Below are 14218 nucleotides of genomic sequence, written 5' to 3'. Positions count from 1 at the left end.
GTTGAATGAAAAAAATCAAAAAACCAAAAAAGGAATGAGCATGAAAGGTCAGCGTACCCTTGCTTATGTGGTACTGATTATTCTCACTTTCTTCTGCCTGTTCTGGTTTTATGTACTGTTTATCAATGCAACAAGATCAAACGGAGCCCTGAAAAAAGGTTTCACGGCGATCCCGGGAGGTCAGCTTATCACAAACTGGAAAAATCTTCTCGCAGGAACCCTTCCTGTATGGAACGGTATGTTCAACAGTATCTTCATTGCTACATGTTCTGCTGTTTTATGTACATACTTCTCCACAATGACTGCATATGCTATTCACGCATACGACTTTAAAGGCAAAAAATTCATGTTCACCTTTATCCTCGCAGTCATGATGATCCCGACTCAGGTTACCGCACTTGGTTTCCTGCAGTTACTCGGCAAAATGCATCTGGATGATTCCTTTATTCCACTGATCATTCCGAGTATCGCCGCTCCGGTTACTTTCTTCTATATGAAACAGTACATGGAAAGCAACCTTCCTCTGGAGCTTGTGGAGGCCGCCCGTATTGACGGTTCCGGCGAGTTCAAGACTTTCAATACGATCGTCTTCCCGCTTATGAAACCAGCTATCGCCGTACAGGCAATCTTCACTTTCGTTCAGAGCTGGAACAACTACTTTATTCCGGCGCTGGTACTTCATTCTGACAAGAAGAAAACACTTCCGGTACTGATCGCACAACTTCGTAGTGCCGACTTCCTGAAGTTCGATATGGGCCAGGTTTACGTGATGATCGCGTTTTCGATCTTCCCGGTAATCATTGTTTATATCCTTCTTTCCCGATTTATCGTAGAAGGTGTTTCTGCAGGTGCTGTCAAGGGCTGATCTTCCCTTTCAGAAGAACCCCTTCATTTTTGGACATGTTTTCTATAGTGTCTATTGCATCCAAAAACACTTTGTGATTAAATAAAAAGTAGATAAAATACAGACGGTGAATGTATTTTGCCGTCTGTAATTTTTTTATATATGCATATTGAAGGGATCAAAAATGACAGCAAAAACTTCTCGAATCATTATAAAAACATTCGTCAAAACCGCATTAAAGGATGCCGATGAAGCACCGGAGCGCTGTACCAGAAATCTGGTCGATATGGCGCTTCATTTTTCGAAGGGGCGTTTCCAGATATCTTTTTTTGAGATGGCACGTACAATGTTAAACAACGAAAACAGCCCGTACTATCCACTGATTGAAGATGCACTCAAGCACATGGATAAAGACAAACTGATCGAATTCGGTCTGAATCTGGGATATAATGGCTGCACAATGGGCGCACATATCGTCCGTAAGATCAAACGTACCGAAAATATTAATGTTCCGTGGCTTCTGTTTTTGAACATTGATTCCGCACATGAAAATCTTACAGAAAGTTATCAGCCGATTTTCGATCAGGGCAAAGAACTCGGTATCTACGTATATTTCCTTTATACAAACAAAGATCCGGAGAGACTGCTTCCACTCATCCGCCAGAATGAAGACTGTGCCATCATTCTATTGTGTGGTTCTGACTGCATCACAGAAGATTTCGCAGATTCTGCAAAGGACATCAATCATCTTCTGATCGGTGTCAATTATGACGATCATACGGATGCTGCATGCCTCGTACTCCGCGATCACAGACTTCTTTATTCTGTATATCGCATGTTTACAGAAGATGAAAGTTCCGAAATTCTTTCCGGTTCATACTACCGCTATGCCGAAGAACTTCACTGTCCGTTTTCCGCAGTCATTGCGGATCCGACATGCAGCAGTGAAACCCGTGGAAATGTCTACAAAGCAGCCGTCGGTACACGTGTTGCACAGAAATACTGTACTATTCCGATTGATCTTATGTATGATGCAGAAACTGTCGGAAACATTATCTCTCCGCCGTCCAGTGTAATCGGTTTCCAGCCTGACGGTACGATCTACAATCCCAGGAATAATGGCAGGCTTTTATCCCATAACATCTTCAAAGAATCTCTTCGTGATATTCTTCAGAAGTCATTCTCTATGGGTGAATAAAAGTCACTGACCAATAAAGAGCAATCTTTTCACATATATGCACAGTGAAACAGCTCCATAAATCATCCGGTAATTTCCGATATGTTTTATGAAGCTGTTTGCTTTATATTTTATTATATTTTCAAGTTTTAACTGTTCATACGCTCCTGCGTGAGCACCACAACCTGAATACAGGATTTCAGTAATTCTACAAATTTTTGCGGTGGAATCGGCTCTTTCTGTGAGATCCATCGTCCAAATGCACAGATAACCGCATCGCAGAAAAAGTTTACATAAAAATCGGCATCTGTCTGCTCTCCCAAAATCTCTCTGATATCCTCTGCCATCAACGGGCTTACCAACTCACGGAAGTGATTGATAAAAGAATTCTGGTCTTCTACTTTCATTGCCTTTCTGTAAAAATCTTTATTCTCATAAAAATAATTGCAAAGATGAAGCACACTGTCCCATCCTATCAGATTCTTCCCAATCTGCACATGATTCAGATATTCTACATCAAATATCCAGTTTACCAGATCAAATTTGTCCCTGAAATGATAATAAAAACTTTTTCGGTTCATATTGCATTTTGCACAGATATCCGAGACGGTGATCTTTGCAAAAGGTGTCGTTTCCATCAATTCTTTCAGAGCTGACGCAAGTGCACTTTTTGTAATATTGGAATCAGCCAACTTTCTTTCCTCCCCTTTTATCGGTTCGTCAATATCCGGTTCCCCATTTTACTATCTTTATATATCAGTTGCAAATAAGGCTGCCCCTAAGGCTCCGCAGAGCTGGGATTTCTCGCTGATGACCATACTCGTTCCAAGACGCTCTTCAAGAGTTTTTACAAGGCCTTTGTTCTGAGCAACACCACCGGTCATCATATAAGCCTCTTCACCGCCTACACGTTTGACCAGCGATGCCGTCTTTGCAGCGACAGCTTTGTTCAGTCCATGTACAATATCATCGGTACGCTTATTCTGTGCGATCAAAGAAACTACTTCGGACTCGGCAAATACTGTACACATACTGGAAATTGTAATGTCCTCCTGATAAGAAAGCCCCACCTGACTCAGCTCATCGAGAGACATTTCCATCGTCTTTGCCATCATTTCAAGGAATCGTCCGGTTCCTGCAGCACATTTGTCATTCATAACAAAATTCTTTACACTGCCATCTTCGTTCAGACGGATAACCTTGCTGTCCTGCCCTCCGATATCAACGACTGTACGTACTTTCGGATCGAGGAAATGCGCCCCTCGTGCATGGCAGGTAATCTCTGTAATGCTCTTATCTCCATCTGAAATCGCGGTTCTGCCGTAACCGGTAGTCACAACTGCAGCCAGATCTTCTCTTGCAATATCAGCCTGTTCAAGAGCTTCCTCCAGGGCTCTTTCAGCGCCATTTGCCGCACCCGCTCCGGTCGGCATGATCACACTGGAAATTATTTTTCTGTCCTTATTCAAGATTACCACATCTGTACTTGTGGATCCACTGTCGATTCCAGCATAATATCCTTTGCCCATTGTTCTCTCCTTTTTTGTTTCCTTCTGAATACCGAGACTCTCTGCAAAAGCTTCCAGACGCGTACTCAGCTGCCCGCTGCTCTGCAAAGTAAAGTCTGATTCAATCTTGAGAAGCGGCACATCGGTATGACTTTTGATATCCGCATACTCAAAGCTGTAAAAATCACAGAATTTTACAGTATGATAAATAATTCCTTTCAGTGAAGGATCCTGATATAACTGTTTACGTCCTGCATGATCCATCATACGCATACACGGAATCTGATGAAGCAGTTCTCCAGCATACCATTCCATCAGTGCATCAAAATCCATATCTTCCGACGGAAGATTTTCGCCTACGGAACGGTTATAAACACAAGTTTCATTCACAACCGGAAGCGGCATGGAATTACTTGTCATCTCAAACAGTTCCTGCCCCATACGTGCTCCAAGCACCGCCAGATGTGGTTCCTGCGTACGTTCTTTTGGCTGAAAAGCTTTCAGAAAAGCAGCTTTATCAAAAGTAGTTCCTTTATAGGAAGCATATGCAGATGTCAGTGCCTTTAACTGCATTGCCGTACGCTCACGGCTACATTCTATGTCACAATGTAACATATCGATCATATAAAGAAAATCCATCTGTCCACTGTCTTCCAGTATATCATAAACACTGCGGATTGTGTCACAACAGTTTACAAGAACCAGTTCTTTTATATTCCCGGCAAGAACTTCCTCGAGCACAGCTTTTCCAAATCCGCAGATGTTCGGATGTGTGATCTGCTCTGCGCGCTCAAAACCTTCCGGCATTTCATTTAATATTTCGCATTTACCGCCTAAAGCAGTCAATAGCTCCACCGGTGTATATTTACAGACATAATATGTTTTATTCATGAGCAAAATCCCCCAACATTTCCAGAAAAGCACCTAAACGGGTAGATGTCTGACCTTCCCCACCATGGCTTCGGTCGCATCCGTCTCCGTCCAGGATCAATGTTGGAAGACCTGCTTCCTCAAAACGCTTTTTCGCAATTCGAGAGCCACCAAGTGTATGCTTACAGCCCCAGTGATTAAACCAGACAACACCATCGGCGCCAGCCTGTTTTGCATGACGGATACCGGCATTGATCCTGCGTGAAATCGGTCCGTTCAATGCATGATAAATCAGACGCATCGCCATTTCTTCATATGGATCTTCTGAATGTCTGGAAATATCTGTTGCCTGTGAGAGCTCGCATCCGACGATCTGAACATCATCATTCAAAAGAAGTGCATCTTTTACCGCATCGGACCAGAACGGAATCGTGTGCATCCAATAGATATGTTTGCCTTTTTTAGGCGGTGCTTTCTTTACGTCCTGAAGAAGCTTCTCGGTGTATAACGCTTCCTCTTCTGTTCCCAGAAGGATATTATTGGTCATTCCACTATATAATGGTGATACAAGATCCGACGGAATAAAACGATCCGCACGCGCGCTCTGAAAAGCATCAAATTGCTGTAGTGTTTTGTAACCTCTTTTTACCCTCTGTACAAGCTTGTCTTCATCAATCTGATGCCCTGTGGTCTGTTCAAGAAAGCCGCGCAGAGCTCGAAGTTGCGCAGCCACATAGGCAACATTTTCCGACGTCTGACCGGACGGCACATCAATTGAAAATACCGGCACATGAAAAAACTCCGCCAGACGCTGGAAAGTCAGAAGATTCGCGTCACATGCAAGGTTCGTATATACAATACATTTCGGCTTCGGCAGAAGTCCCTTCTCCGCAGCTCCTATAAATGTTTTGTGGTAACTGCAGAGTGTTTCAGAAAGTCCGGAATCCTCTGCACTCTGAAGAAATGCACGCTCTGCGCTTGATGCCGTCAGATAGCAGGAAAAACTCTCTACATTATAAGGGTATAAACCTGCCTCCTGCATCAGCTCACACGGCGTAAATACGCTGACCAGTACTGACTGATCCGGATGTTTCAACGGCTGAAGCATCACATTCATCATCATACGTGCCAGATACTGATCTGACGGATTTATTTTTTTCGAAGGAGCCAGACGAAATTTCATATCCTGTGCCTCCCATCCTTTCGTGAGGAGCCAGCGTGCTCTGTCCGGTGTATTCTCACACCATTTTTCTACATAATTTCCGAATGTCTTTATTATTTCCAATTGGTCTGACCACCTTTCGATGTCTTTCTTCACAGTATATAGCAAACAATCTCATAATACAAGAATAAAAATCACGAGATTGTCAATAAATTATCATAGTTTGTGCAAATGTTGTATAAAAAAAACTCCAAACTCTCTGAAACAGAGAATTTGGAGCCTTTTAAATCGTGCCGCAGACCGGAATCGAACCGTTTCAAATAATCACAAATACTGATAGAAAGGGGCTTTGAAGACTTCATCACGGTCTCGGTGTTCAAAAAGTGTTCAAAGATTTCCACCCTCAAACTGGAATTTGTCTTACAACAATTTATATATGCATAAAAAGCAATATATTTATGAAAACACCCTAAATCCAAAATCTACTCAATTCATTTTTCCTTACATAAAATGTTCTCGTATATTTCACTTCCTCACCAAGTGTTTCCCCTATCAAAACTTCAAAATCATTGATATCAAATTCTGGAAAGAATGTATCTCCATCTTCAATATTTAAATCTACTTCTGTGATATACATTTTATCTACTATTTGCAAAGCTTCCTTAAATAGTCCATATCCACCAGATATGTATACATCTCGTCCTTTAGCCAATAATAATGCATCTTCTAATGATTTAACTGAAACTAAATTATCTCCTTGATACTCTGTTGTGGTGGAAACAACAATATTCATTCTATTAGGCAACGGATGACCGATTTCTTCATAAGACTTTCGCCCCATAATAACCACATTACCCGTTGTTAACTCTCTAAATTGCTTTTGTTCTCCCTTTATTTTCCATGGTATATTACCATTCTTGCCTATAACATTATTCTTTGACCTCGCAACAATCAAACCTATCATCTATTTCATCCTCCATAATATGATGTCGTACCTGTGATTCCATCAAGTGCACCACATCTTAACAAACTCAAAATTATCTCGAACTAACCAGCTCGACAAATTCTAGTTTGTCCAGTTTCCACTACTCACAGTATAATTCTATTTTATAAAATGCACAAGCAAAAAAGGCATGAGAGACTTCCATATCTCAGCATACCCTTTTATTCACTCCATGCCATTAACAGCAACACTCCACTATTCTTTTACATAGATAATCACTTCTCCGACTTCACAGCCAAAATAATGGCACAATTTACAGATTAAATTCGCATCCAGTCTTTGAAATTCATTTCTGCAATATCTGTTAAAATTTGACCTCGGTATATCCAGTTCCTTACAAATGGTATTCTTGCTGATACCTTTTTCTTGCAACAGTTCTTCTATCCTTAATTCCAAATGTCCATAATTCATGCATATCACCCCTACACAAAGTATATTTAATAATTCTTTCACTATATAGTGAGGTACTAACAACACTTACATTGCTCTGCTTACTGGCTGGAATTTATTATTACATTAGACTCCCCGATTATCATGTCACTAACAGTATGTCCTTTAGTAATCAAGACACACGAGATACCCGATTATCTGTGACTGTTTATAAATATTGGGGAATCAACGATACCATTCAAGAAATTGAAGCAGAGCATAATCGAATCAATGGAACACCCACCACCCTTGAAATCAACCTCTACTATCCGGCTTGGTTTCCACTGGATCACAGCGAACCTTTCAAAACGGTAATGATTGAATATGGCAAAAAAGAATAGCATGACAACACTTCATTCATGGTGCTGTCTGCTATCCTTTTAAAACTTGCAATGCATATTCCTTTTTGTTCGTATTCTTTCAAAAACTAACGTTCCGCAGGATGCCCAGAGCGACGGTTCCTAACAGGGCGGCGGGTCGGCTGGGCAAGTGGACGGCTTCGGAAACGTTTATTATTCTGCAACGTATTCTATCAGTGTTTCTCTCCGCCCCTCATATTTGCTTTGGGCTAAAAGTTTATCTAAGAACTTCAGCACTTCTCCCATATCATCACTGTCTATTAAGTCCAGCTTTGTCAGTACATCAAGGTCTGTCTGACTTTTAGGTTGAATGGATACTGGCTGAGACATATCCACGACCACTCTCAACCGCTTTGTCTTGTTTGTCGTTTCAATATCTGTAGTCAATCCCATAACGTGACTTTTACTCACTCCAAATATCTGCGACAGCTTTTCCCATATGGATTCATCTCTTGGCGTTCCATTCCCGTTTTCATAATTTGTCAGCATACTTTGTGATATCCCTAATTCCTTTGCCAACTCTGCAACTGTAATATTATTTTCTTTCCGCAGTTCTTTTATTTTATTCATACTGAACCTCCTTTATAAGCACCATTATATTTCAACATTTTTTGTCTGTCAATCTTTTTATCGGATATTTAGATATTTTTCTTGACATTATATTTTTTCTGTTGTATTATATGAATATCTTAATATCTGATAAACAGATATTCCGAAGGAGGTGATATATTGATTCGAGGAAATGACTTTATTTTAAATCCTAACAAGTTGGAAGAACAGTTTCAGTTAGTAGAAGTTTCTGAATGGGTAGACTTTTCTACAAAGGAAAAATTAGGATTTTACTACACCGTTCTTCTTCCAAAGTTAAAGTTTGAAAAAGTCAAGGTCGGCGTAAGAGCTAATACCCAGCTTGTCTCCAATGAAGAACTTGAGCAGAAAGGACAAGTTCCTGTCTCATTTGAGGGGTTACATACATGGGCAAGTCTCTACAATGGACGCCTTTCTGTTAAGGCAGAGGCTGACAATATCAGAAAAGCTGGAATGAAATAATCATTCTCACGTCAGACAGTCAGTGCCGGACAACGTCATAGGTGCTGACTGGCTGACCTACATGAGAGAAGAGTTTCTTCTAACTATACTTGATATATAAAACAACATCTTCCGAAAACAGGAAGAAACACATTACAAAATAGGATACGAGGTGGATTTCGTGAGCAAAGCAAAGGAATGTTTTGCATACAATACGAAAATCATTGAAACTCCTACCACCAAAGAAGTATATATCTATAAGAATCCTATTTTCAGTCATTCAACAGAAAATGCAGATTTAGAGAAAACAAGCAAACGTAAAACCTTTGATGAGATGTCAGCTCATAAGCAATATGACAGCCTGAAACGCAAACAAAAACATTATGAACAGACACGTTGGGAGATTGCCCGTATCGTGGACTGTAATTTCAATAACAGAACCAAATTTGTAACGCTGACATTCAGAGATAATATTCAAGACATTACCATAACGAACCGAGAATTTAAGTATTTTATCCAGCGATTAAATTATTACCTGTATCAAACCAAAAGACAATTATTAATGTATATTGCAACGTGGGAGAAACAAAAACGTGGTGCAATCCACTACCATGTTATTTTCTTTGATTTTCCATACATAGCAAAAGAAAAATTACAAGATTTATGGTCGCATGGTTTTATTAAGATAAACTGTATTGATGTAGACAGCAAGGAGAACCGTGGTCGCTATCTCAGCAAATATTTTGGGAAAGACCTTGATGTAAAGGAGCATAAGAAAAAGGCGTTTTTCAAATCACAAAACCTGAAAATGCCGAAAGAAACAAGACTCATGCTGACTGATGATATGATTCTCGAATTACAGAATGAAACTATCATTTTTCAAAAAGAGTACACACGGCAGATATATGATACAAAATCCTTTTTAGCTACTGGTTCTTATTTAAAGGACAGCAGTGTTACCTACATCAAAATCAAAAAAGAAACTATGGGTGTAAGGGGGGATTCTGATGAATAACCCTGTTACATCTTCCGATATTACGTTATTGAACACATTAGCCGCTTGTGCTAATATGACTCCAGATGAAGTCTTCAAAGATTTTGAAATTATGGCAAATAAGAAAATCTTGGAGAATCACAAATATGAAATTTATTACTCGGAATCTGAAAAAAGCTGGCGTACCTATTTACCAGATGACACCAAACCCAACAACCGCCGTCCGATCAAGCGGAAGAGTAAAGAGAACCTTGAAAAAGAAATCATCAGATTTTATATTGAGAAGCAAAAAATCGAAAACCGTGAGAATATCACACTGGAAGAGTTATATACAGAATGGCTCTTATACAAAAGAGATTACACTTCTGTAAAGGCAAAGACGATTCAAGAGTATGTTTCTGAATGGAACAGATTTTTCAAAGACACGGCTCTTTCCAAAATGAAGATAGGAGAAATCAGACCGATTACCCTTATCCGCTTTTTCAGAGAAGCCACAAAAGAACGTCAGCATACCCACAAGAGAATCAGCAACGCCCGTTCTGTCTTAAATGGAATCATGAGTTATGCCATTGAGGAAGAAATCATCTCCCACAATCCTGTCTCTGATGTGAATTTCAAGCAGTTCACCTACAAGCCTGTGGAAGTACAAAGTGACAACGTATTTTCCCGTGACGATACACATAAGCTACTGCATTATCTTAGCTGTATCACAGAGCCTTATTCCCTTGCGATACAACTATCCTTTTATCTGTTTATCCGTATCGGGGAAACAAAAGCAATCCGCTGGGAAGATATTGACTATGAAAACAGAATGGTCTATCTGCACCGACAGGCTACCTGTGAACGGACACTAAACGATGATTTAACCTTTTCCAAAAGAGAAGTAAAGGTAGTCAACCAGATGAAAGGAAATACCTCTCATGGTTTCCGCAAACAGTTCTTGACTGATGAAGCAATCAAGATTCTTCAGAAAGCCAGAGAATTAAATCCGCATGGAGTGTATGTCTTTGAACCCAATGGAGAAATCATGACAACAGACAGCTTCAACCGCCGTTTAAAGAAGTATTGCAAAGAAGCTGGTGTTCCTTACCATTCCAGTCATAAAATCCGTTTCTACAATGCCTCAACTGCCTTTGACGGAAACAATCTCACAACCTTGAGTTATTTAATGGGGCATAGCGAAACGGCAACCACGCTTCACTATTTACGGAACGTCAACAAGAGGAAGAATGACCGCTTTGCTTTTCAAAAACTGGGGATTTCCTCATAAAGTGTTCAAAGGTGTTCAAACTTTTTGAAGCAAAAAAAGAAGAGAAACGCTGTAAATTCAACGTTTCTCTCACTTTTACCTACTGCCGCAGACCGGAATCGAACCGGTACGGGTATCACTACCCACGGGATTTTAAGTCCCGGGCGTCTGCCAGTTCCGCCACTGCGGCATATTAAATTGAAAAAATGGGGCCTATAGGGCTCGAACCTATGACCCTCTGCTTGTAAGGCAGATGCTCTCCCAGCTGAGCTAAGACCCCTTAAACGACCCAGATGAGACTCGAACTCACGACCTCCGCCGTGACAGGGCGGCGCTCTAACCAACTGAGCCACTGGGCCAAAAAAATAAGTAAAATGGACCTTCGGGGACTCGAACCCAGGACCGACCGGTTATGAGCCGGTTGCTCTAACCAACTGAGCTAAAGGTCCAAAAAGCCGATGATCGGACTCGAACCGATAACCTGCTGATTACAAATCAGCTGCTCTGCCAATTGAGCCACATCGGCATATAACTCACTTAGATGTATTATACACCAAATGTCGTAATCAAGCCATACCAAAAATCACATTTTTTTATTTTTTGATGACTCCAAGGGGATTTGAACCCCTGTTACCGCCGTGAAAGGGCGGTGTCTTAACCGCTTGACCATGGAGCCAGGTATAAAAAGCTCCCCCTGTTGGACTCGAACCAACGACACTGCGGTTAACAGCCGCATGCTCTACCGACTGAGCTAAGGAGGATTATATTACTTAGAAGATATATCGTATCTTCAAAACCACATACATGTTGACTAAGCAATCGATTATCTTAACCATGCTTACTTTGGTCAAGCCCTCACCCTATTAGTAGCAGTCAGCTCCATGTGTTACCACACTTCCACCCCTGCCCTATCAACCTCGTCGTCTTCAAGGGGGTTTACTCCTTTCGGATGGGATATCTCATCTTGAGGGGGGCTTCACGCTTAGATGCCTTCAGCGTTTATCCCTTCCGGGCTTGGCTACCCGGCTATAGACTTGGCAGTCTAACCGGTGCACCAGCGGCCCGTCCATCCCGGTCCTCTCGTACTAAGGACAGCTCCTCTCAGATATCCTACGCCCACGCCGGATAGGGACCGAACTGTCTCACGACGTTCTGAACCCAGCTCGCGTACCGCTTTAATGGGCGAACAGCCCAACCCTTGGGACCTACTACAGCCCCAGGATGCGATGAGCCGACATCGAGGTGCCAAACCACTCCGTCGATGTGAACTCTTGGGAGTGATAAGCCTGTTATCCCCAGGGTAGCTTTTATCCGTTGAGCGATGGCATTCCCACTTAATACCACCGGATCACTAAGCCCTACTTTCGTACCTGCTCCACCCGTCGGTGTCGCAGTCAAGCTCCCTTCTGCCTTTGCACTCTTTGGATGGTTTCCGTCCATCCTGAGGGAACCTTTGGGCGCCTCCGATACCCTTTCGGAGGCGACCGCCCCAGTCAAACTCCCCGTCTGGCATTGTCCCACCGCCGGGTCACGGCGGCTGGTTAGAAACCCAATACTGCAAGGGTGGTATCCCAACAGCGGCTCCATGGCAACTGGCGTTACCATTTCATAGCCTCCCACCTATCCTGTACATGCAGTACCGGATCCCAGTACCAAACTGGAGTAAAGCTCCATGGGGTCTTTCCGTCCTGGCGCAGGTAACCAGCATCTTCACTGGTACTTCAATTTCACCGGATGCATTGTCGAGACAGCGCTCAAATCATTACGCCTTTCGTGCGGGTCGGAACTTACCCGACAAGGAATTTCGCTACCTTAGGACCGTTATAGTTACGGCCGCCGTTTACTGGGGCTTAAATTCAAAGCTTCGCTTGCGCTAACCTCTCCTCTTAACCTTCCAGCACCGGGCAGGCGTCAGCCCATATACCTCACCTTACGGTTTCGCATAGACCTGTGTTTTTGCTAAACAGTTGCTTGAGCCTATTCTCTGCGGCCTGCTTGCGCAGGCACCCCTTCTCCCGAAGTTACGGGGTCATTTTGCCGAGTTCCTTGACAATGCTTCTTCCGCCGGCCTTAGGATTCTCTCCTCATCCACCTGTGTCGGTTTACGGTACGGGTATGGTATGAACAATAGCGGCTTTTCTTGACGCACAGCTCACGGACTTCATTACTAAATTTCACTCCGCATCACGTCTTCCCATTGATGCGCGGTTTTTCCAACGCATCTGGTACCTCGCTTGCACCGGGATCCCATTCCCGGCTTCCGCTCTCTGCACGTGTCCCCACAGTTCTGTCATATCATAGTACAGGAATCTCCACCTGTTGTCCATCGGCTACGGCTCTCGTCCTCACCTTAGGCCCCGACTTACCCAGGGCAGATCAGCTTTACCCTGGAAACCTTGGATATTCGGCCTAGAGGATTCTCACCTCTATCTCGCTACTCATTCCGGCATTCTCTCTTCCATGCAGTCCACAGCTCCTTACGGTACTGCTTCTTCCCGCATGCAATGCTCCTCTACCAATCCTTTCGGATTCCTTAGTTTCGGTGGTACGTTTCAGCCCCGGACATTTTCGGCGCAGGACCTCTCGACCAGTGAGCTATTACGCACTCTTTGAATGAATGGCTGCTTCTGAGCCAACATCCTGGTTGTCTTCGAAATCCCACATCCTTTTCCACTTAACGTACACTTTGGGACCTTAACTGAAGGTCTGGGCTCTTTCCCTTTTGACTGCCCAACTTATCTCGTGCAGTCTGACTCCCGGTAAGCAATTACGCGGCATTCGGAGTTTGATATTCTTCGGTAGGCTTTGACGCCCCCTAGGAAATTCAGTGCTCTACCTCCGCAAATCTCTACCAAGGCTAGCCCTAAAGCTATTTCGAGGAGAACCAGCTATCTCCGGGTTCGATTGGAATTTCTCCCCTATCCACACCTCATCCCCACCCTTTTCAACGGATGTGGGTTCGGTCCTCCACTGCCTCTTACGGCAGCTTCAACCTGGACATGGATAGATCACCCGGTTTCGGGTCTGCCCACACTGACTCTGGCCCTATTAAGACTTGGTTTCCCTACGGCTCCGGACCTTGAGTCCTTAACCTTGCCAGTGTGCGCAACTCGCCGGACCGTTCTACAAAAAGTACGCGGTCGTGCATATAAAGCACTCCCACAGCTTGTAGACACAGGGTTTCAGGTTCTCTTTCACTCCCCTCCCGGGGTCCTTTTCACCTTTCCTTCACAGTACTATGCGCTATCGGTCACTAAGTGGTATTTAGCCTTAGGGGGTGGTCCCCCTTACTTCCCGCAGGGTTTCTCGTGTCCCGCGGTACTCTGGATCCTGCTCAGTCTGCTCTGTTTTCGTGTACGGGGCTTTCACCCTCTCTGGCCGGCTTTCCCAAAACCGTTCTACTAACATCACAGAATCTTAAATGCAGTCCGTAACCCCAGATCGCACGCGACCTGGTTTAGGCTCTTCCGCGTTCGCTCGCCGCTACTTACGGAATCGAGTTTTCTTTCTTTTCCTCCGGGTACTTAGATGTTTCAGTTCCCCGGGTTCCCCTCCATACGTTATGGATTGGCGTATGGATACATGAGGTTTGCT

The 14218-nt window shown here is 43.2% G+C and carries 12 protein-coding genes, 7 tRNA genes and 1 rRNA gene (1 of these 20 only partly in view); 6 read left to right on the top strand and 14 right to left on the bottom strand.

The genetic code is table 11. The features are described 5' to 3' along the window. Position 1 precedes the first annotated feature (1 nt). Both BQ7344_RS12740 and BQ7344_RS12735 read left to right on the top strand, forming a co-directional pair. On the top strand, positions 2-865 hold the full coding sequence (locus BQ7344_RS12740) for a carbohydrate ABC transporter permease (RefSeq protein WP_072522841.1): 864 nt from the start codon (positions 2-4) through the stop codon (positions 863-865). A gap of 163 nt (positions 866-1028) precedes the next feature. Next, positions 1029-2042: a hypothetical protein gene (locus BQ7344_RS12735; RefSeq protein WP_072522840.1), complete on the top strand. Its 1014-nt coding sequence runs from the start codon at positions 1029-1031 to the stop codon at positions 2040-2042. A 128-nt stretch (positions 2043-2170) separates the two neighbouring features. Here BQ7344_RS12735 and dhaS read toward each other — a convergent pair whose 3' ends face one another. The 5 genes from dhaS to BQ7344_RS12710 form a co-directional block, all read right to left on the bottom strand. Beyond that, a complete protein-coding gene (gene dhaS / locus BQ7344_RS12730; RefSeq protein WP_072522839.1) occupies positions 2171-2713 on the bottom strand; it encodes a dihydroxyacetone kinase transcriptional activator DhaS in 543 nt (180 codons plus the stop codon). 57 nt (positions 2714-2770) lie between these two features. Further along, positions 2771-4420 carry an acyl-CoA dehydratase activase gene (locus BQ7344_RS12725; protein ID WP_072522838.1) on the bottom strand — a complete coding sequence of 550 codons (1650 nt, stop codon included), beginning with the start codon at positions 4418-4420 and terminating at the stop codon, positions 2771-2773. Then, the gene (locus BQ7344_RS12720) at positions 4413-5684 is read right to left on the bottom strand and encodes a 2-hydroxyacyl-CoA dehydratase subunit D (protein ID WP_072522837.1); all 1272 of its coding nucleotides are present in this window, start codon (positions 5682-5684) and stop codon (positions 4413-4415) included. Before BQ7344_RS12720 ends, BQ7344_RS12725 begins: the two co-directional genes overlap by 8 nt. A 346-nt stretch (positions 5685-6030) precedes the next feature. Beyond that, positions 6031-6525 carry a trimethoprim-resistant dihydrofolate reductase DfrF gene (gene dfrF / locus BQ7344_RS12715; protein ID WP_002322211.1) on the bottom strand — a complete coding sequence of 165 codons (495 nt, stop codon included), beginning with the start codon at positions 6523-6525 and terminating at the stop codon, positions 6031-6033. 234 nt (positions 6526-6759) lie between these two features. After that, positions 6760-6975 (bottom strand): helix-turn-helix domain-containing protein, encoded by a 216-nt coding sequence (locus tag BQ7344_RS12710; protein WP_066545111.1) that lies wholly within the window; start codon positions 6973-6975, stop codon positions 6760-6762. 179 nt (positions 6976-7154) lie between these two features. Between BQ7344_RS12710 and BQ7344_RS16575 the strand changes: the two genes are divergently transcribed. Beyond that, positions 7155-7334, top strand: coding sequence for a hypothetical protein (locus BQ7344_RS16575; protein WP_235816115.1), 180 nt, complete (start codon positions 7155-7157; stop codon positions 7332-7334). 171 nt (positions 7335-7505) lie between these two features. Here the strand turns inward: BQ7344_RS16575 and BQ7344_RS12700 are convergent, their stop codons facing one another. Beyond that, the gene (locus BQ7344_RS12700) at positions 7506-7922 is read right to left on the bottom strand and encodes a helix-turn-helix domain-containing protein (RefSeq protein WP_066545110.1); all 417 of its coding nucleotides are present in this window, start codon (positions 7920-7922) and stop codon (positions 7506-7508) included. Between the two features lie 159 nt (positions 7923-8081). On the opposite strand from BQ7344_RS12700, the gene BQ7344_RS12695 reads away from it, so the two are divergent. The 3 genes from BQ7344_RS12695 to BQ7344_RS12685 all read left to right on the top strand — a co-directional run bounded on the left by BQ7344_RS12695 (position 8082) and on the right by BQ7344_RS12685 (position 10645). After that, the gene (locus BQ7344_RS12695; protein ID WP_033143689.1) at positions 8082-8402 is read left to right on the top strand and encodes a hypothetical protein; all 321 of its coding nucleotides are present in this window, start codon (positions 8082-8084) and stop codon (positions 8400-8402) included. Between the two features lie 160 nt (positions 8403-8562). After that, positions 8563-9396, top strand: coding sequence for a rolling circle replication-associated protein (locus BQ7344_RS12690; protein ID WP_200793049.1), 834 nt, complete (start codon positions 8563-8565; stop codon positions 9394-9396). Then, a complete protein-coding gene (locus tag BQ7344_RS12685) occupies positions 9389-10645 on the top strand; it encodes a tyrosine-type recombinase/integrase (RefSeq protein ID WP_072522834.1) in 1257 nt (418 codons plus the stop codon). Before BQ7344_RS12690 ends, BQ7344_RS12685 begins: the two co-directional genes overlap by 8 nt. 83 nt (positions 10646-10728) lie before the next feature. On the opposite strand, the gene BQ7344_RS12680 is transcribed toward BQ7344_RS12685, so the two are convergent. The 8 genes from BQ7344_RS12680 to BQ7344_RS12645 all read right to left on the bottom strand — a co-directional run. Continuing rightward, positions 10729-10814 (bottom strand) — tRNA-Leu (locus tag BQ7344_RS12680). 17 nt (positions 10815-10831) lie between these two features. After that, positions 10832-10904 (bottom strand) — tRNA-Val (locus BQ7344_RS12675). Positions 10905-10909: 5 nt separating this feature from the next. Beyond that, positions 10910-10983, bottom strand: a tRNA-Asp gene (locus tag BQ7344_RS12670). A 16-nt stretch (positions 10984-10999) separates the two neighbouring features. Beyond that, positions 11000-11073, bottom strand: a tRNA-Ile gene (locus tag BQ7344_RS12665). Positions 11074-11077: 4 nt separating this feature from the next. Continuing rightward, positions 11078-11150 (bottom strand) — tRNA-Thr (locus tag BQ7344_RS12660). A 78-nt stretch (positions 11151-11228) separates the two neighbouring features. Continuing rightward, positions 11229-11300: transfer RNA gene (locus BQ7344_RS12655), tRNA-Glu, on the bottom strand. Positions 11301-11312: 12 nt separating this feature from the next. Further along, positions 11313-11385, bottom strand: a tRNA-Asn gene (locus BQ7344_RS12650). 81 nt (positions 11386-11466) lie between these two features. Continuing rightward, positions 11467-14218, bottom strand: a 23S ribosomal RNA gene (locus BQ7344_RS12645); it runs 134 nt beyond the window's last position.

The sequence above is a fragment of the Blautia sp. Marseille-P3087 genome (genome assembly GCF_900120195.1).
In the GTDB taxonomy this organism is placed as follows: Bacteria; Bacillota; Clostridia; order Lachnospirales; family Lachnospiraceae; genus Blautia_A.
The sequence above is the reverse complement of the archived record's forward strand: the minus strand, read 5'-3'. Positions and strand labels throughout refer to the sequence as shown.